A 17,385-nucleotide genomic window follows, 5' to 3' on the forward strand; every position below is an offset into this window, starting at 1 on the left:
TGCGTGCCTAGAGCTGGCCGAACGCCTTTTCCAGGTCCGCGATCAAGTCGTCGATGTCCTCGATGCCCACCGACAGCCGGATCAGGTTCTCCGGCACCGCCAATTCGGTGCCTTTCACCGAGGCATGGGTCATCTCCGACGGGTAGTTGACCAGCGACTCGATGCCGCCCAGCGATTCCGCCAGCGTGAACACCTCGGTTGACTCGGCCACCTTCCGGGCCGCCGCCTCGCCGCCCGTAAAGGAAACGGAGACCATGCCGCCGAAGCCGCGCATCTGTTTTTTGGCCAGCTCGTGGCCGGGGTGCTCGGGCAGGCCCGGATAGTAGACGGCCTCGACTTCGGGCCGGCCCTGCAGCCATTCGGCCACGGCCTGGGCGTTCGCCGAGTGCCGGTCCATCCGCACGCCCAGCGTCTTCAAACCGCGGGTGGTCAGGAAAGCGTCCAGCGGGGCGGAGACCGCACCCACCGCGAACTGCACGAAACCGACCTTCTCGGCGAGCGCATCGTCGTTGAGCACCACGGCGCCGCCGATCACGTCCGAATGTCCGCCGATGTACTTAGTGGTCGAATGCACCACGACGTCGGCGCCGAAGGCCAGCGGGTTCTGCAGGTACGGAGAGGCGAAGGTGTTGTCCACCACCAGCAGCGCGCCGGCGGCGTGGGCCAGCTCGGCGAGCGCGGCAATGTCGGTGACCTTCATCATCGGGTTGGAGGGGGTTTCGACCCAAAGGAACCGGGCCTTGTGCTCGCTGACCGCGGCGGCCACGGCCGACTCGTCTGACATGTCCACCACGGTGTGGCCGATCCCCCAGGCACCGAGCACGCGGTTGATCAGCCGGTAGGTCCCGCCGTACGCGTCGTTGCCCAGCACGATGTGGTCGCCCGGGGAGAGCAGGGCACGGATCAGCGCATCTTCGGCGGCCAGCCCGGAGGCGAAGGAGAAGGCGTGCTTGCCGCCCTCCACCGCCGCCAACTGCACCTGCAGCGAGTCCCGGGTCGGGTTGGTGCCGCGGCCGTACTCGTAGCCGTTCCGCAGCCCGCCGATGCCATCCTGCGCGTAGGTCGAAGACTGGTAGATCGCGGGCACCACCGCGCCGGTGGCCTGGTCCGGCACCTGGCCGGCGTGCACGGCGCGGGTGTTGAACCCCTGGTTGTTCTCTGCGCTCATTCTTCTCTCCTTCAGCTCGTCAGGTAGGACAGCAGGTCGTGGCGGGTCAGCACACCCACCGGGGCACCGGCCAGCGTCACCAGCACGCCGTCGACCGCCTGCAGCTTCTCGCGGGCGGCAGATACCGGCTCCAGCGCACCGACCAGCGGCATCGCCGCACCCAGGTGGTCGCCGACCTTGTCTGTCAGCTTCGCCTCGTTCTTGAACAGCTTGGCCGTCAGTTCGCGTTCGTTCACGGCTCCGACCACCTCGCCCATGACCACCGGCGGCTCCTGCGAGAGCACCGGCAGGGTCGAGACGCCGAACTCGTTCATGATCCCGATGACGTCGCGCACCGTCTCGTAGGGATGGGTGTGGACCAGGTCCGGCAGCACGCCGCTCTTGCCCCGCAGCACCTCGCCCACGGTCGCTTCGTCGCCGTCGGCGATAAAGCCGTAGGACTTCATCCAGTCGTCGTTGAAGATCTTGCCCAGGTAGCCGCGGCCGGAGTCGGGCAGGATCACGACCACGATGTCGTCCGGCCCCAGCCCTTCGGCCACCTTGAGCGCGGCCACCACGGCCATGCCGGAGGAACCGCCGACCAGCAGTCCCTCTTCCTGCGCCAGCCGCCGGGTCATCGCGAATGCTTCGGCGTCGTTGACGGCCAGCACCTCGTCCGGAACCGACTTGTCGTAGTTGTCCGGCCACATGTCTTCGCCGACGCCCTCGACGAAGTAGGGCCGTCCGCTGCCACCGGAGTAAACCGAGCCCTCCGGGTCGGCACCGATGATTCTCACGGGACCGGCGGCGCGGTCGGCGGAGATCTCCTTCAGGTAGCGGCCAGTTCCCGTGATGGTTCCGCCGGTGCCGGCGCCGATCACCACATGGGTGACCCGGCCGTCCGTGTCGCGCCAGATCTCCGGGCCGGTCGACTCGTAATGGCTGGCCGGCGCCGCCGGGTTGTTGAACTGGTCCGGCTTGAAGCCGCCGTCCACCTCGGTCACCAGCCGGTCCGAGACGCCGTAGTAGGACTCCGGGCTGTCCGGCGCCACGGAGGTCGGGGTGACGACGACGTCGGCGCCGTAGGCCTTGAGCACGTCGCGCTTTTCCAGGCCCACCTTGTCCGGGGTCACGAAGATGGACTTGTAGCCCTTCTGCTGCGCCACCAGGGCCAGGCCCACCCCGGTGTTGCCGCTGGTGGGTTCGATGACCGTGCCGCCGGGCTTCAGCCGCCCGTCCTTTTCGGCTTCTTCGATCATCTTCACCGCGATGCGGTCCTTGATCGATCCGCCCGGGTTGAAATACTCCACCTTCGCCAGGACGGTGGCGGCAAGACCTTCGGTCACTTTGTTCAGCTTGACCAACGGGGTGTTGCCGATCAGGTCCAGAACAGAATTGGCATATTTCATGGGCCCAAATCTACCCGCCAGCGTATCCGGGGGCACATCCGGCGTAAGACGGGTTCATGCCGGGCCCCGCGTGCGGCTGCCGCGGCCCGCCCCCGCGGCCACGCCTTGCCTGAACCGGGCGCGGGTGAAGGAACTGTCCGGAGCGCGTGGGACGATTAATTCATGCTGTCCACCGCCACCGCGCCCGCCACCGGGCTCACTGCACTGGTGGAGTTTCCGGAGCCGTATGACCTGCGCGGAACGCTGTCCATCCTGTCCCGCGGCACGCAGGATCCCACCGCCCGGATTGACGACGCCGGTGCCTGGCTGACGCTGAACACCTCCTCAGGCGCGGCGACCCTGCGCCTCACCCGCGGTCCGGGAGGGCACGACGGCAGCCGGGGCACCGCCGTCGTCATGGGACGGGCATGGGGGCCGGGTGCCGAGGAAGCACTGGCCGGGCTCCCCGCGCTGCTGGGGGCGGACGATGACTGGTCAGGGTTCGACACTCCGGATTTCCACGCGGGCCTGCCCCGCCTGGTGCGTGAGCCGCGCCGGCGTCATCCAGGGCTGCGACTGCCGGCGACCGGACGGATGATTGATGCGCTGGTGCCGGTGATCCTGGAGCAGAAGATCACCACGATCGAGGCGCGCTACTCCTACAAATACCTCGTCCGCCGGCACGGGACTCCGGCACCGGGGCCCGCACCGAGCGGGCTCATGGTCCCGCCGACGGCACAGGGGTGGCGGCGCATCCCGTCCTGGGACTGGCACCGCGCGGGGGTGGACTCGAAGCGTTCGGCCACCATCATGCGGGCTTGTTCCTCGGCCGGCGCCCTGGAACGGCTGGCGTCGTTGCCGGCGGGCGAAGAGCTGGCCGGCAAGCTGTGCACCGTGCCGGGGATCGGACCGTGGACCGCCGCCGAGACCGCGCAGCGCACGCACGGGGACCCGGACTCGGTGTCGGTGGGCGACTTCCATTTGGCTGCGTTCGTCGGCTACGCCCTCACCGGCCGCAAGACGGACGACGCCGGCATGCTCGAACTCCTGGAACCGTGGAGGGGCCACCGCCAGCGGGTGGTGCGGATGCTGGTGCTGAGCGGTTTCCGCAAGCCCGCGTTCGGACCGCGGCTGGCGCCGCAGGACCACCGTCGGCACTAACGCCGCGAAACCACGGCTTGCCTTAAAGGCCGAGGGAGCAGGGCATGCGCCCCGCTCCCCTGGAGTCCTGACCCCCGTGCGGTTACTCGGAAGCCTGGCCGTCCTGCGCCGCCTGCTGCTGGGCAGCCACCTGGGCGTGGACTTCCTGCATGTCCAGGCCCTTGACTGCGTCCACCAGCTGCCCGAACTGGCTGGAATTCAGGGCGCCGGGCTGGGAAAACACCAGCACCTTTTCGCGGAAGGCCATGAGGGTCGGAATCGAGGTGATGCCGGCCGCGGCGGCCAGGCCCTGTTCGGCTTCGGTGTCCACCTTGGCGAAGACGATGTCGCCGTGTTGCTCGGACGCGGCATCGTAGACGGGGGCAAACTGCTTGCACGGGCCGCACCAGTCGGCCCAGAAGTCAACGAACACGATGTCGTTCTCTTCGATGGTCTGCGGAAACTGGGCCTCGGTGATATCGATGGTTGCCATACCTCCACGCTAACGCGCCGGGTTGCGGCCTGTCGCCCCCTGTTCGCTCAGCGCATGGCCTGCCGCCCGGCCGTTATCCACAATCCGCTGCCGGGGCTACCGGCTGCGGTGGCCGGATCCCTAAGGTCGATCCCACCAGAGACCGCGACCGGAGGAAAGCCATGAACCGCTGCACCGTCCTGATTGTCACCGACGGACTGGAACTCGACGCCGCCATTTCCAAAAGCATCGCCGTGATGGACGAGCTTCAGGAGCATCTGCCGTTTGCCCATGACCCGTCCCGGAACGAGCTGTACGCCGTGGGCGAGGGCGCCTCGCTGAAGGACAGGATCGGACTGCCGCACGGCAGGCCCGGCGCCGGCCCGGCGGCCACCTATGTGGGCGACCTGCACTGCATCTGGAGCGACGAAAAGTGGTACACGCCCGCCGACTGTCCGCCCGCTCCGGCGGACCATAACGACGCAACTGCCTGGCAGTGGCTGTACTACAACGTCATGCACAATTCCGGCCGGAAAACGTACTGCTTCCTCTGGGACATCCACCCGCTGCCGCTGGCCGAAGCGGCCTGAGCACGGCCGGAGGGGCCGGCACCCGGCGTCCGCTGAGGGCGACGGCGCCGCTCAGTAGAAGGGCTGGTGGCGGCGGCGCACGTAGAGGCCGCGGGCAATCTTCTCCCCGGCCGCGGACCACACTTTGTACTTCAACGGGGAGATCACCTGGTCATAGCAGCCGACGAAATCGGTGATGGTCTTGGTGAAGCTGGTCTTGAACAGGCCCAGCCCGTAGTACTCGTGTTCGGTGTTTTTAAGTTCGGACGACGGAGGTGTTCCACACAGGTCGTAAGTAGTGATGCCCAGCTCCTTGAGCTGGTTCATGGCCGTCCACTGGATCAGGTGGGAGTCCCCGTACTGCTTGCGGCGCGGCAGCGATCCGCCGTCCTTGTAGGTGCCCTTGCGTCCGTAGTTGACCACGAACGCGCCCACCGACGGCTTGCCGTCTTCGTACGTGAACAGCAGCCGGCCCTGCCCCGCGGCAATGAAGTTGCCCCAGAACGCCTTGAAGTACTCAAAGGAGCGGACCTGTACGTTCTTCTGGCCCTGCTGCACCTGACCCATCAGGTTGAACATCGCCCTGAAGTTCTCTTCCGTCGGTTCGGCCGTCACCACTTCGGCGCCCTCGCGGATGGCGCGGCGTACGGCGTTGCGCCCGCGCGACGAGAAGCTCTTGAGGACGACGTCCGGCTCCGGGGAGATGTCGACGATGGCGGTGTGGTCGTTCGGCTGCAGGTCGGGCATTTTGACCAGGCCTTCGCCCGCCAGCAGCGCGCGGGTTCCGTCGGTGGCCTCGACATCCGGCTCGATCCGGATCGCGAAGACCCCGCGTGCATGCTCCCGGCAGAAGTTACGGTTGGCCTCGAAGATGCCGGGCAGGTCCTCGGGCGAGGCAACGTCCGGGCCCTTGATCATGTACCAGTATTTGCCCAGCAGCGGGACCTGCTTTTCCAACACCAGGTTGTAGCTGGTGTAGTCCTCGGTCTCATACGCGAGGTACAGCGGCTTCCACCCGTGGTCCGCCTTGACCAGGGCGTAGGCCTTGGCCTGCAGCATGTTGCCGCCGTTGGGATTGGCCGTGACATGGCTGTCCCATGCCTCGACTTCCTCCGGCGTCGCGAAGCGGGCGGTGAATTGTCGCAAGAGAACTCCTCGTCGTGGCAGCTGGTCGCCGCCGGTCACATCCGCGGTCAAGTCTATCGACGCCGGTCCCCGACCCTGTGCCGGGGAGTGGACCAGCGGCGGCCGGCATGGCCGGCAGGTATGGAAAAACCCCGTCCCACCAGTAATTCACCTGGTCAGACGGGGTTTCCCGTTCGGTGGCAGATGAGGGATTCGAACCCCCGTAGGCAATGCCAGCTGATTTACAGTCAGCCCCCTTTGGCCGCTCGGGTAATCTGCCGAACGCCTTCTTCAGAAGAAGACCGCTTCCCCGTGAGGAAGCAAGACAACTTTACACAAAGATCGGCCCAAGAATCGAATCGGGCCTCGCGGGGTCTACAAACCGCGGGAAATACGCTCCTGCATCTGCCCGACGAACCGCTCTGCCTGCTCCGCGGTGACCAGTTGCAGCCGTACCGCCTGATCCATCTCACGGCGGATGCCGTCCAACCGGGCGGCGGACCCGGAACCGGACGCGTCGCGCACGGCGCCGGAGGGGCCGCCCAAGCCTGCCGACCCGCCACCGCCCGTGGGGCCATAGCCGGCGGGGCCATAGTCGGCGGCGCCATCGAAGAGGGTTCCGCTCGTGACGTCTTGCCGAAGTTCACGCTCCAGCTCTTGGGTGTCCCGACGGATCAAAGAAGCGGCGCCGGCCGCCGCCGCGGGCGCCTGAACGGACGCCAGGGAGGCAGTGCCCGCCGAGGCCGGCGCGGAGCCCATCACAACCACGGTGGCGACGGCCGTTACGGTCAGGAACGAACCCGCGGCAACCCTCATCGACGTGACTATGTACCGCGGACGTGCTCCGATGCGTGCTTCTCCTGAAGATTCGTGATTGATACGGCTTTGTGATTCTCGCGGATCGGGATGAAGGAACGATGGATGGAACCTGCGTCCCAGCTGGGAAAGCCGCGCGTTCAGGTGCGATTCAGTAGGCTGGTGCCAAGACACATACGCCCCGACCCAGGAGGAACCATGGCCAGCGATTCTTCGTTCGACATCGTCAGCAAGGTGGACAAGCAGGAAGTCGCCAACGCGTTGAACCAGGCGCAGAAGGAAATCGCACAGCGCTATGACTTCAAGGGAGTCGGCGCCGAGGTTGATTTCAGCGGCGAGAAAATCCTGATGAAGGCCAACTCCGAGGAACGGGTCAAGGCCGTTCTGGACGTGCTTCAGTCGAAACTGGTCAAGCGCGGCATTTCGCTGAAGTCGCTGGACGCCGGCGAGCCGTTCGCTTCGGGCAAGGAGTACCGGATCGAGGCCGGCGTCAAGGAGGGCATCGCCCAGGACCAGGCCAAGAAGATCTCGAAAATCATCCGCGATGAGGGCCCCAAGGGAGTGAAGGCCCAGATCCAGGGTGACGAACTCCGCGTCACCTCGAAGTCCCGGGACGACCTGCAGGAAGTCATTTCGCTGCTTAAGGGCTCCGACCTGGACGTCGACCTGCAGTTCATCAACTACCGGTAGCCCAGGACAAAACGCTCAGTCAGAGCGTGATTACTAGGCGTTAGTCCGCAGAGAGTCCGCAGGAGTGCCAAGGACCGCAGCCATAAGACCAACGGCTGCGGTCCTTGTCTTGTCATCGGCCCTGCCGCCACCCGCACCGCAGCGACTTCCTCTGTTGACGGAACGGCCAGTGGCAGCTTCAGGCTTCCTGATGCGCGGATGCTGGAGACCTTTCCGGAGTCCACCGCTCGAACCAAACTATGCCCACGTCCTCGAATTGGTTAGGCAAGAGCCGTGAAAGGTTCCCGCTATCGCGCGCCCCAAGGCTGATCAGCCGTGCGTGCGAGGAATTGACCCGAGCGGCGGAAATCTCTTATCAGAAATAGGCTCCCGATCAGCATGAGGAATATCATGCCTGCAAAGACCCAGCCGAATGGATCATTCCGTCCGGCACCGTTGATAGCTTGAGCAATGAAAACCAAAGGGTAGAACGGCATTATCAACAACTGCGTTGCAAGAGCCTTTCGCATCTGCACAGCCGCGCCGCGCGTTACCGTGAGATGCTCCGGAACGACTGCCGCCTTTCCTGCTACCTGCCGGCGGACTTGCTTTCGTTCCTCGCTCGTCAGCGAAAGGGTCACGTCGACGTTTCCATATTCGGCTGCCGGTACGACCTTCTTCGAGTTGAAGATCAGACCTCCGATCATGGTGCCTAGCCCCGCAAGCATGCAGCCGAACGTTAGGTACGAGGGCCAGTCGCCATAAGAAGCCCCAAATGCCAGAGCCGCCGCCACGGAACCAACCGCGACCAGGACGATCACACCCATTAGCCAGAACCGCGTGTAGTAGACCTTCACGGCGGCGCCCAGTCCGTTGTCCGCCAACCCCTGAGCTCTCTTGGCTGCTTGAGCCCAACGTTCGTTGGACTCAGCCATAAGTTTCTCGATTCCGCCCAATTTCCATTCCTCGGTATGAGGCTCCCAACACCGGTGAAATCCGGTTTGTGTTGTTAGCTTTAGTTACTGCTTCGCAACGTTCATTTCCTCCTATGCTTATCGTTTCCCCGCTAGCGTGAGACAAACGTTGTTCCAGCAGAGACGGGGAGACAATGCACACGCTAACCAAACTGGGCGCTGCAGCCGCGGTACTGCTGACGCTGGCAGGCTGCACCAACCACCAGGCTCCCCGGGTGTCAGCACTGTCTGCCCCGTCTAGTACCGAGGACGAAATTCCGGCGGAGCGCTTAGAAGAACTGGGCGTAGTTTCGGACAGCGTACGTTTCTTGACGGAAAAGGACGGCTACGCGTTCTACACCGCCTTGATGGACACCCCCGACCCCCGCGAAATGTGCTTAATCATGGACAACCCGTCATTCGATGTTTACGCCGCTGGGTGCGGCCGACTCGAGAATACGGGCGTACTTACACTCGAAGCATCCGGAATCAAGGCCAAGCTGATCGCCGATGGATATGACGCGAAAACAGCACTGGCCAAAGGCTGGCTACAACCGCACCAGAACCTCCTGGTGCACGGACTCTAGCCGCCTCAAGTAGCCGTCCGGCTTCGGCACCGCGCGAAGGCTGCCGCCCTCCTGGTGGAAGGCGGCAGCCGTCAGACCCGCTTAGGGGTTTATGCCGAGCAGCGGTTGGCCCGCTGCTCTGCGTTAGAGGGATTGTTGTAGCAGGTCTGCCCGGTGCTGCGGACGTCGGTCGTCACGATCGGCGCTCCCGGGGCTTCGGTCTCGACGACCAGCGGCTCGATGTCCTCACGGGTCACCGTGACAATCGGCTCTGCGGGCACGGTCGCCGTCGTGACTTCCTGCCGCGTTTCCCCTTCGGTGACCGTCACCACCGGGGCGATCGGCGCGCACTCGGTGTCCGATTCCTCATCGCCGGGCCGGGTCCCTGTGGTCACGATCGGAGTGCCTGGAACCACTGTTTCGGTCACCACTGGAGTCCCCGGAGCAGTTGACTGCGTCACCACCGGTGCGCCCATAGGGGTGGGGACGTCGGTGCCGCGTGGGAAGTTGAACGTGGTGGTCGTCATGGTGGTCGTCCGCGTTGTCGGCTGCGTAGTCGTCGCCGTGCGCTCCGTCTGCTGCGTCGTCGCGGTGGCGATCACCGTCTGGTAGGTCGTGGTGGTGCACATTTCACGCTGCTGGGTGCTGGTGAAGACCTCGGTGAACGGCGTTGTCGTGGTGATCAGCGTCTCCCTCGGCTGGGTCGTCGTGGTGACCCGTTCCTGCGGGGTGGTCGTCGTGGTGACGATGGTTGTGGGCGTCGTCGTCGTGGTCAGGACGGCCCGCTCGCATCTCTCAACGGGCTTTGCTGCCCGCTCGTTGTTTACCCTGCGGCAGTTGGTAGTCGTGGGCGTCTCGGTGCTCGTCGGCGTGCCCCGCTCCGTCCGGGTTGTCGCCGTCGGCGTGCCGGGAACAACGACATCCTCGCTGGTCGCCTCGCCGGCATTGCGCTCTTCCTCGGTCACCACAGGGGTGCCGGCGCGCTCGGTCCTGACGACAGTCACATCGCCGACGTTGCGTTCCTCGGTTGTCACCGTGGGATCCGGCTGGCGGGCTGGAAGCGACGTGTCCACGGTGACCGGATCGCCCACGGGGCGGTCCGCGCTGAAGGTAGTGGTCGGGGTTCCAGATGGAACATCAGGGCCGACGACGACAGTTGTCACAGTGCAGATCTGATTATTGCCGTTGCCGCTGAGCGTTCCGCCCAGCGCTGTACAGTTGGCCTGCCGTTCGGCGGGACCGGCGAGCGCCGGACCTGCTGGCGCCAATGCGACGACGAGCCCCAACGCCGTCGCGGCCACCAATGACGAAAAACGCATGATGAACTCTCTTCCCCCAAACGGACCCCGCGCCGGCGCGGATCCGGTGACACTAACAGGCCGACTAAACCGCGGGCAACGAAATCGAGGCGGATCCGAGGAGTTCGAGTAGTGCGCTGGACACAAACCGGTAATCGCCTGCGTACAACAGGTAATTGCCCCCGCACACACCGGTAAAGCGGCGGAATACCGAGTACCGCGCGCCTCCGTTCGGAACCCCGTTCGGAGGGTGCCGCCGTTATTGTGCCGCGGCCCTGCGCGGGCCGCGGGGCCAGGTGTACGAACCGCTGCGTCGCAGTTCGCCCCGGAGCCACGACAGCGTCATGCGGCACACCTGTTCCTTGACGAACGCGCCTCCCCGGCGGCTCAGGGCAAACCGTCGCGGGGTGTCGTCCGCATGCACCGGCTGGACCAGCCCGGACCGCCGGCCCAGACTGATGCAACGCACCATAAACCCGACGGACAACTCCTGAGGGGCCCGCTGCCGGATTTGGGCGATCACGTTCTCAGCGGCGTGGGCGCCCATCGGCAGGGCCACCGCACACCCCATCCGCAGGTGCGAGCCAACCGCGGCCTGCGCGCGAACGGCGTCTCCGGCACCGACAATCTCCGGAAACCCGGGGCAGGACAGGGTCGAGTCGACGAGCAGCCTGCCGTGGGCATCGGTGGTCAGGCCGCTGGCTTCGGCGAGGCCGGAAGCCCTGAAACCGGCCGCCCAGACAGTGCAGTCCGAAGCCAAGGCTGTGCCATCCGACAGCATGATGCGCTGCCCGTCCGACCGGTCCACGCGGGTGTTGTCCATGACTTCGACGCCGATGTCCGCCAGCTGTGCGCGCAAGGCCCGGCGGCCGCCGTCGGACAGGTCCGCCCCGACCTGCCCGCGCGAGACCAGCCGCACCTTCATCCGCGGAAGCGCCGCGGCGATTTCGGCAGCTGCCTCGATGCCGGTCAGGCCACCGCCGATAACGCTAACAACGGCGCCCCGAGCCAGCTGCTTCAGTGCGCGCCGGAGCCGCTCGGCGGACCGGGCGTCCTGCAGCGTGTAGCCGCCGGATCCCGAAGGGACGGGCTGGCTGGTGCTGCCGGGAGCGTAGACCAGGAAGTCATAGTCGAGCGCGGGCCGGCCGTCGTCGAAGTGGACGGTGCGCTTCCGAGGATCGATCCGGGAGGCCCGGCCGACCACCAGGGTGGCATCCGGGTGCAGCAGCGATTCCATTGGAACGGAGACCGATTCCCGGCCGCCCGCCGCGACCTCATGCAGCCGTATCCGCTCCACGAAGTCGGCCGAAGAGTTGATGACGCTCACGCAGGTCCTGCCTGCCAACTCCTTGCTGCCGGCCAGCCGGTTTGCGGCCATGACTCCGGCGTAGCCCGCCCCGATGATGACGATCCGATGCTGTGCGCTCACCGCGAACTCCCTCTGTTGTGTGGTTGCAAAGATAGGACACCGCCGCCGGCAAATGTGTGACATGCTGGCGGCCGCTGCGGGTCCGCGCGGTTTTTTGCTCGTCAGTCCCGGGAGTCGGAGGGGACGCTCCCAGGGCTGATCGGATCGGCGGTGGGGCCGTCGGTGAGCGGGTCGGCCAGTTCGGGTCCGCCAACGGCCTGGCCCATCCAGGTGAGCGCCTCCCAACCGTCGGGACCGCCGTCGAGCACGACCACCCCGGTGTTGCTCAACTGGTTTCGGGCCACGAACGGGACCGTCAGGTTGGTCGCCCGCGCTCCGGCCCAGCATCGGATCATGGCGCCGTGGCTGACCACCGCCAAGGTGCCGATGCCGGAGCTTCGGGCTTCTTCGATGACGGCATCGAAGCGCCCGAACGTTTCGTGGCCGTCAGGGCCGCCGGGCATCCGGCGCTCCAGGTCACCCGCCGCCCAGGCGAAGACCGTGGTCATGTAGGCAATAATGGAGTCCCGGTCGCCGCGCATTTCCAGCTCACCGGCCGAGATCTCGCGCAGCCCGTCGCGCACGTCCGTCTCAAGCTTTCGGGCGGCAGCCAGCGGGGACGCCGTGAGCTGTGTGCGCACGAGGGTGGATGCGAGCAGGGCGTCGATCGGCTCGCCGTCGAGGGCCTTCGGCAGCGCCCGCGCCTGTGCGTGTCCCAGGTCGGTCAGCTCAGCCCCGGGGGCACCCGTGTCCAGCAGCCCGCGGACGTTGGAGTAGGTTTGCCCGTGCCGGATCAGCAGCAGCCGCATGCCGGCCTCAGTAGCCCAGCGGGCGTCCGGCCATCCGTTCCAGCCGCGCCACACGGTCGTCCATCGGAGGGTGGGTGCTGAACAGCTTCTTCGCGCCGCCGCCCTTGAACGGGTTGGCAATCATCAGGTGGCTGGTGTTGACCAGCCTCTGGTCCTGCGGCAGCGGCGCCTGCTGCGTGCCGTACTGCAGTTTGCGAAGCGCCGACGCCAGGGCCAGCGGATCGTTGGTCAGCGAGGCGCCGTCCTCGTCGGCGTCGTATTCGCGGGTGCGGCTGACGGCCATCTGGATCAGCATGGCCGCAAGCGGGGCCAGCAGCGACATGGCGATCAGCGCGAGCGGGTTGGCGTTGCGGTCGCGGCCGCCAAAGAACAGCAGGAACTGCGCGACCGAGGTGATCACGCCCGCCACCGCGGCGGCGACGGAGGAGGTCAGGATGTCGCGGTTGTAGACGTGCATCAGTTCGTGGCCCAGCACACCGCGCAGTTCGCGCTCATCCAGCAGGCGCAGGATGCCCTCGGTGCAGCAGACGGCCGAGTTCTTGGGATTGCGGCCGGTGGCGAAGGCGTTGGGGGCCATCGTCGGGGACACGTAGAGCCGGGGCATCGGCTGGTTCGCCCGCGCGGACAGTTCACGAACGATCCGGTACATGCCCGGCTGGTCGGCTTCGGTCACGGGGTAGGCCTGCATGCTGCGGATGGCGAGCTTGTCGCTGTTCCAGTAGCTGTAGGCGGTTGTGCCCACGCCGATCAGGGCCATGATCCAAATCCAGTTGGCGCTGCCGGTCCCGCTGGCCAGCAGCGCGCCGATTGCCAGCAGGAGGGCGAAGAGTCCGCCGAGCAGGCCGGCCGTTTTCAGTCCATTGAAGTGGTTGTGCACCGCGTATGAGTCCTCTCCCGCGCTGATCCGGCTCCGTGCCGATCCAGGCACGGAGCTCCGTATGTCAGTGTATCCACCGGTACTTATTCCAACGCCGGAGCCCGGCGCCATGTTCCGCGGGCTCCCATCTGCCTCCGTCAGCCGAGGCGCCTAGGGCTCGGGGTGCCTGTCGTTGTAGCGGGAGAACCGCGGCTGGAACCTGTGCAGCAGCCCGACGGCGCACACACAGGCGACACCGCCGGCGAGCGCGGCAAAACCTTCGCCCAGCCATTGGCCGCCACCGCCGGCGACGGCATCGCCGAGCCTCGGGCCGCCGGCCACCACCACTATGAAGATGCCCTGCAACCGTCCGCGCATGGCGTCCGGCGTCGCCGACTGCAGGATGGTGTTGCGGAAGACGCCGCTCACTGTATCGGCCGCACCGGCAGCGGCGAGGCAGAGGGCCACGGGCAGGAGCCATCCGCTCACGTCTCCGGCGGCCGCGGCGTTTGTACGCCCGGCCATGACGACGACGGCGCCGAACCCTGCGACGGCGATCCCCCACACCGCCACGCACCACAGCACCGCCAGGCCCTGCCGGCGGACCCCTCCCAGCGGCCCCGACAGCACCGCCGCAATGAACGACCCGGCAGCGACCGCGGCCAACAAAATGCCAGCCGTCGCCTCGCCGCCGCCGATGATGACCGCACCGATGGCGGGCATCAGCGCGCGCGGCTGGGCCAGCACCATCGCGGCCATGTCCACCAGGAACGTCATGCGGATGTTGGGACGCGTGCGCAGGAACCGGAACCCTTCGGCCACCGACCGCAGGCCGGCCTTCCTGACGTCGCCCTCGGGCGGGATCGGCGGCAGCTTGACCACCGCCCAGATGGCCGCCGTGAACGTGAGGACGTCCAGGGTATAGGTCCAGCCGAAGCCGACCCCCGCCACCAGCACCCCGGCGGCCAGCGGACCGATGGTCATGCCCAGTCCGAACGTCATCATGGTCAGGGCATTGGCGGCCGGCAGCATCTCGCGCCGGACCAGCCGCGGCACGATGGCGCTGCGGGCCGGCTGGTTGAGCCCGGCCGCGGCCGAATGCACCGCGATCACCAGGTACAGCAGCCACACCTGTTCCAACCGGAACCACGCCTGCAGGGCGAACACGGCAGTGCAAGCCCACAACACCAGGCCGGAATAGAGCGCCACCTTGCGGCGGTCGTACGCATCCACCACGGAACCGCCGTAGAGTCCGGCCAGCACCAGCGGGATCAGCCCGACGACGCCGACGCCGCCCACGGCCAAGGTCGACCCGGTGAGCTGGTAGACCTCCAGGCTGACCGCCACTGCCGTCAGTTGCGCGCCGATCGCGGAGAGCGATGTTCCGATCCACAACCGGCGGAAATCCGGGCTCTCCTTGAGCGGCGCCGTATCGGCGAACAACTTGGGCATGGCGGAGATTCTAGTTGCCCGCAGCACCTTTTCCGGGCGGTTCGAGCCCGGGCTGCAGGGCGTGGCGCCCCGGCCGGCCGGCGGGCGGCAGTGGACGGCGGGCGGCGAGCGGCCGGCAACGTACCCACCGGAGGGGAGCACCACCGTCGTGCTCTCTGGACTGAGTCCAGATCATTTTCTGGACTCAGTCCAAAAAAGGTGAGAGAATCGTTTCATGGTCGAGATGAGGGATCCGGAGGACTTGTTGCGCGAGGCGTCGCTGCGTGTAACCCGTCCGCGGGCGGCGGTGCTGGAAGCAGTCCGCGCGCACCCGCATGCCGACGCCGACACCATCACCGGAGTGGTGCGGGACGAACTGGGCGGCGTCTCCAAGCAGGCCGTCTACGACGTGCTTGCGGCGCTGACGGACGCCCGGCTGCTGCGCCGGATCGAGCCCTCGGGGTCCCCGGCGCGCTATGAGGCCCGGGTTGGCGACAACCACCACCACGTGGTGTGCCGGTCGTGCGGCAATATTGCCGACGTCGACTGCACCGTGGGCGAGGCACCGTGCCTGACGGCGGCCGACAACCACGGTTTCGCGATCGACGAAGCCGAGGTCACCTTCTGGGGCACCTGCCCCGCCTGCACTGCCACGAAAGACCTTTAATTGGAAGATCCGACAAGGAGCGATAACTAAATGGCTGATAACACCATGCCGTTGACAACCGTTGCGGGCGCGCCCGTAGCCGATAACCAGGACAGCCTGACCGCGGGTCCCCGCGGACCGATGCTGCTGCAGGACGTGTGGTTCCTGGAGAAGATGGCCCACTTCGACCGCGAGGTCATCCCCGAGCGCCGCATGCACGCCAAGGGCTCCGGTGCTTTCGGCACGTTCACGGTGACCAACGACATCACGAAGTACACCAAGGCCAAGATCTTCTCCGAGGTCGGCAAGAAGACCGAGCTCTTCGCCCGCTTCTCCACGGTCGCCGGCGAGCGCGGCGCGGCCGACGCCGAGCGTGACATCCGCGGCTTCTCGGTCAAGTTCTACACCGAAGAGGGCAACTGGGACCTGGTGGGCAACAACACCCCGGTGTTCTTCTTCCGCGACCCGCTGAAGTTCCCTGACCTGAACCACGCAGTGAAGCGTGATCCGCGCACCAACCTGCGCAGCGCGGAGAACAACTGGGACTTCTGGACCAACCTGCCGGAGGCCCTGCACCAGGTCACCATCGTCATGTCCGACCGCGGCATCCCGGCGTCCTACCGCCACATGCACGGCTTCGGCTCGCACACCTACAGCTTCATCAACGACGCCGGCGAGCGCTACTGGGTGAAGTTTCACCACCGCACGCAGCAGGGCATCAAGAACCTCACCGACGCCGAGGCCGCAGCGCTGGTCGGCGAGGACCGCGAGTCGCACCAGCGCGACCTGCTCGAGTCGATCGACCGCGGCGACTTCCCGAAGTGGAAGCTGATGGTCCAGATCATGCCCGAGGCTGACGCGGAGACCTACAAGTACCACCCGTTCGACCTGACCAAGGTCTGGTCCAAGAAGGACTACCCGCTGATCGAGGTTGGCGAGTGGGAGCTGAACCGCAACCCGGAGAACTACTTCGCCGACGTCGAGCAGGCCGCCTTCACCCCGGCCAACGTGGTTCCGGGCATCAGCTTCTCGCCGGACCGCATGCTGCAGGGACGCCTGTTCTCCTACGGCGACGCGCAGCGCTACCGCCTCGGTGTCAACCACCACCAGATCCCGGTGAACTACCCGCGCGGCGCCGGGCTGGTCAACTCCTTCCACCGTGACGGCGCCATGCGCGTTGACGGCAACCAGGGCGCGACCCCGGGCATCAATCCCAACGGCTACGGCCGCTGGCAGGAACAGCCGGCCTACCGCGACCCGGCCCAGGCAGTGGGCGCCGTGGCCGACCGGTTCAACTTCCGCGAGGACGACGACAACTACTACGAGCAGCCCGGCATCCTCTTCCGCGAGAAGATGACCGCCGAGCAGCGGCAGGTGCTCTTCGAGAACACCGCCCGTGCCATCGACGGCGCTTCCCAGGCGACCATCGAACGCCACATCGCCAACTGCACCAAGGCCGACCCGGCCTACGGCGAAGGCGTGCGCAAGGCCATCGAGGCCCTGCAGGCCGGCAAGATCTCCCCGGTCGACGTGAACACCGACTCGGCGTAACACCTCAGTCTCACCAGACGGCATGAAGCTGCCCGGGACCGCCTCCATGGGCGGTCCCGGGCAGCTTTTTGTTGCGGGCCCTACTTCTCCAGGAGGTGCTCGCGGCCGAACATCTTGGCGGCATCGCGCGCGCTCGGGGTGCCGGCATCCAGGTCCGCCCCGGCCGCCAGCAGCCTGGACACCACGGCGTCCTCACCCTTGAACAGGGCGCCGGCGATCGGCGACTGGTCGCGCACGTTGCGGATATCGGGGTTGGCCCCGCGTTCCAGCAGCATGCCCACGGTCTCTTCCTGCCCGTGGTAGGCGGCCAGCATCAGCAGGGTGTTGTGGTCGGAATCCAGCGCATCCACGGGCAGCCCGTGGTCGAGAAACTCCACCAGCTCGCCGGTCTTGCCCTCGCGGGCCAGGTCCATGGCGAGGGCAACCACGCGTCGGGTCTGTTCTTCATTCAGCGGTATATCGTTCGTCACTCCCCCAGAGTATGCGAGCCTCTCCCGAATCACGACGGCGGAGCGCCCCGGTCCGTCTGCGACGGAGTCTG

The 17,385-nt window shown here is 66.5% G+C and carries 18 protein-coding genes and 1 tRNA gene; 6 read left to right on the forward strand and 13 right to left on the reverse strand.

Annotated elements, in window-relative coordinates:
- Nucleotides 1-7 precede the first annotated feature (7 nt).
- The gene (locus AC5RVD_RS00085) at nt 8-1,168 is read right to left on the reverse strand and encodes a cystathionine gamma-synthase (protein WP_494125571.1); all 1,161 of its coding nucleotides are present in this window, start codon (nt 1,166-1,168) and stop codon (nt 8-10) included.
- An 11-nt stretch (nt 1,169-1,179) separates the two neighbouring features.
- Entirely contained in the window at nt 1,180-2,556 is a 1,377-nt protein-coding gene (locus tag AC5RVD_RS00090; RefSeq protein ID WP_494125572.1) for a cystathionine beta-synthase, read from the reverse strand.
- Between the two features lie 162 nt (nt 2,557-2,718).
- Here AC5RVD_RS00090 and AC5RVD_RS00095 point away from each other — a divergent pair, with 162 nt between their 5' ends.
- Nucleotides 2,719-3,696: a DNA-3-methyladenine glycosylase family protein gene (locus AC5RVD_RS00095; RefSeq protein ID WP_494125573.1), complete on the forward strand. Its 978-nt coding sequence runs from the start codon at nt 2,719-2,721 to the stop codon at nt 3,694-3,696.
- An 82-nt stretch (nt 3,697-3,778) separates the two neighbouring features.
- On the opposite strand, the gene AC5RVD_RS00100 is transcribed toward AC5RVD_RS00095, so the two are convergent.
- Nucleotides 3,779-4,168 carry a thioredoxin family protein gene (locus tag AC5RVD_RS00100; RefSeq protein WP_494112482.1) on the reverse strand — a complete coding sequence of 130 codons (390 nt, stop codon included), beginning with the start codon at nt 4,166-4,168 and terminating at the stop codon, nt 3,779-3,781.
- Between the two features lie 161 nt (nt 4,169-4,329).
- Here AC5RVD_RS00100 and AC5RVD_RS00105 point away from each other — a divergent pair, with 161 nt between their 5' ends.
- Nucleotides 4,330-4,737: a hypothetical protein gene (locus AC5RVD_RS00105; RefSeq protein ID WP_494125574.1), complete on the forward strand. Its 408-nt coding sequence runs from the start codon at nt 4,330-4,332 to the stop codon at nt 4,735-4,737.
- A 51-nt stretch (nt 4,738-4,788) separates the two neighbouring features.
- On the opposite strand, the gene AC5RVD_RS00110 is transcribed toward AC5RVD_RS00105, so the two are convergent.
- From AC5RVD_RS00110 to AC5RVD_RS00120, 3 genes are all read right to left on the reverse strand, one after another.
- Nucleotides 4,789-5,862, reverse strand: coding sequence for a lipid II:glycine glycyltransferase FemX (locus tag AC5RVD_RS00110; RefSeq protein WP_494112480.1), 1,074 nt, complete (start codon nt 5,860-5,862; stop codon nt 4,789-4,791).
- Between the two features lie 177 nt (nt 5,863-6,039).
- Nucleotides 6,040-6,121: transfer RNA gene (locus tag AC5RVD_RS00115), tRNA-Tyr, on the reverse strand.
- 95 nt (nt 6,122-6,216) lie between these two features.
- Nucleotides 6,217-6,657, reverse strand: coding sequence for a hypothetical protein (locus AC5RVD_RS00120; protein ID WP_494125575.1), 441 nt, complete (start codon nt 6,655-6,657; stop codon nt 6,217-6,219).
- Nucleotides 6,658-6,855: 198 nt separating this feature from the next.
- Here AC5RVD_RS00120 and AC5RVD_RS00125 point away from each other — a divergent pair, with 198 nt between their 5' ends.
- Nucleotides 6,856-7,347, forward strand: coding sequence for a YajQ family cyclic di-GMP-binding protein (locus AC5RVD_RS00125; protein WP_494000553.1), 492 nt, complete (start codon nt 6,856-6,858; stop codon nt 7,345-7,347).
- Nucleotides 7,348-7,634: 287 nt separating this feature from the next.
- On the opposite strand, the gene AC5RVD_RS00130 is transcribed toward AC5RVD_RS00125, so the two are convergent.
- Nucleotides 7,635-8,282 carry a hypothetical protein gene (locus tag AC5RVD_RS00130; protein ID WP_494112478.1) on the reverse strand — a complete coding sequence of 216 codons (648 nt, stop codon included), beginning with the start codon at nt 8,280-8,282 and terminating at the stop codon, nt 7,635-7,637.
- 233 nt (nt 8,283-8,515) lie between these two features.
- Here AC5RVD_RS00130 and AC5RVD_RS00135 point away from each other — a divergent pair, with 233 nt between their 5' ends.
- Nucleotides 8,516-8,866, forward strand: coding sequence for a hypothetical protein (locus AC5RVD_RS00135; protein ID WP_494112477.1), 351 nt, complete (start codon nt 8,516-8,518; stop codon nt 8,864-8,866).
- Between the two features lie 89 nt (nt 8,867-8,955).
- Here the strand turns inward: AC5RVD_RS00135 and AC5RVD_RS00140 are convergent, their stop codons facing one another.
- The 5 genes from AC5RVD_RS00140 to AC5RVD_RS00160 all read right to left on the reverse strand — a co-directional run bounded on the left by AC5RVD_RS00140 (nt 8,956) and on the right by AC5RVD_RS00160 (nt 14,668).
- Nucleotides 8,956-10,164, reverse strand: a complete 1,209-nt coding sequence (locus AC5RVD_RS00140) for a hypothetical protein (RefSeq protein ID WP_494125576.1) — start codon at nt 10,162-10,164, stop codon at nt 8,956-8,958.
- A gap of 238 nt (nt 10,165-10,402) precedes the next feature.
- A complete protein-coding gene (locus AC5RVD_RS00145; RefSeq protein ID WP_494125577.1) occupies nt 10,403-11,572 on the reverse strand; it encodes an NAD(P)/FAD-dependent oxidoreductase in 1,170 nt (389 codons plus the stop codon).
- Between the two features lie 101 nt (nt 11,573-11,673).
- Complete coding sequence (locus AC5RVD_RS00150; RefSeq protein ID WP_494112474.1) at nt 11,674-12,360, reverse strand: histidine phosphatase family protein; 687 nt, start codon at nt 12,358-12,360, stop codon at nt 11,674-11,676.
- A gap of 7 nt (nt 12,361-12,367) precedes the next feature.
- Nucleotides 12,368-13,237: a zinc metalloprotease HtpX gene (gene htpX / locus AC5RVD_RS00155; protein ID WP_494112504.1), complete on the reverse strand. Its 870-nt coding sequence runs from the start codon at nt 13,235-13,237 to the stop codon at nt 12,368-12,370.
- Nucleotides 13,238-13,387: 150 nt separating this feature from the next.
- Nucleotides 13,388-14,668 (reverse strand): MFS transporter, encoded by a 1,281-nt coding sequence (locus tag AC5RVD_RS00160; RefSeq protein WP_494125578.1) that lies wholly within the window; start codon nt 14,666-14,668, stop codon nt 13,388-13,390.
- 214 nt (nt 14,669-14,882) lie between these two features.
- Here AC5RVD_RS00160 and AC5RVD_RS00165 point away from each other — a divergent pair, with 214 nt between their 5' ends.
- Together AC5RVD_RS00165 and AC5RVD_RS00170 are read left to right on the forward strand one after the other, a co-directional pair.
- Complete coding sequence (locus tag AC5RVD_RS00165; RefSeq protein ID WP_494125579.1) at nt 14,883-15,314, forward strand: Fur family transcriptional regulator; 432 nt, start codon at nt 14,883-14,885, stop codon at nt 15,312-15,314.
- 30 nt (nt 15,315-15,344) lie between these two features.
- Nucleotides 15,345-16,844: a catalase gene (locus AC5RVD_RS00170; RefSeq protein WP_493989437.1), complete on the forward strand. Its 1,500-nt coding sequence runs from the start codon at nt 15,345-15,347 to the stop codon at nt 16,842-16,844.
- Between the two features lie 80 nt (nt 16,845-16,924).
- On the opposite strand, the gene AC5RVD_RS00175 is transcribed toward AC5RVD_RS00170, so the two are convergent.
- Nucleotides 16,925-17,257, reverse strand: a complete 333-nt coding sequence (locus AC5RVD_RS00175) for an ankyrin repeat domain-containing protein (protein ID WP_493989642.1) — start codon at nt 17,255-17,257, stop codon at nt 16,925-16,927.
- Between the last annotated feature and the right edge of the window lie 128 nt (nt 17,258-17,385).

Source organism: Arthrobacter sp. THG-b23, assembly GCF_059091265.1.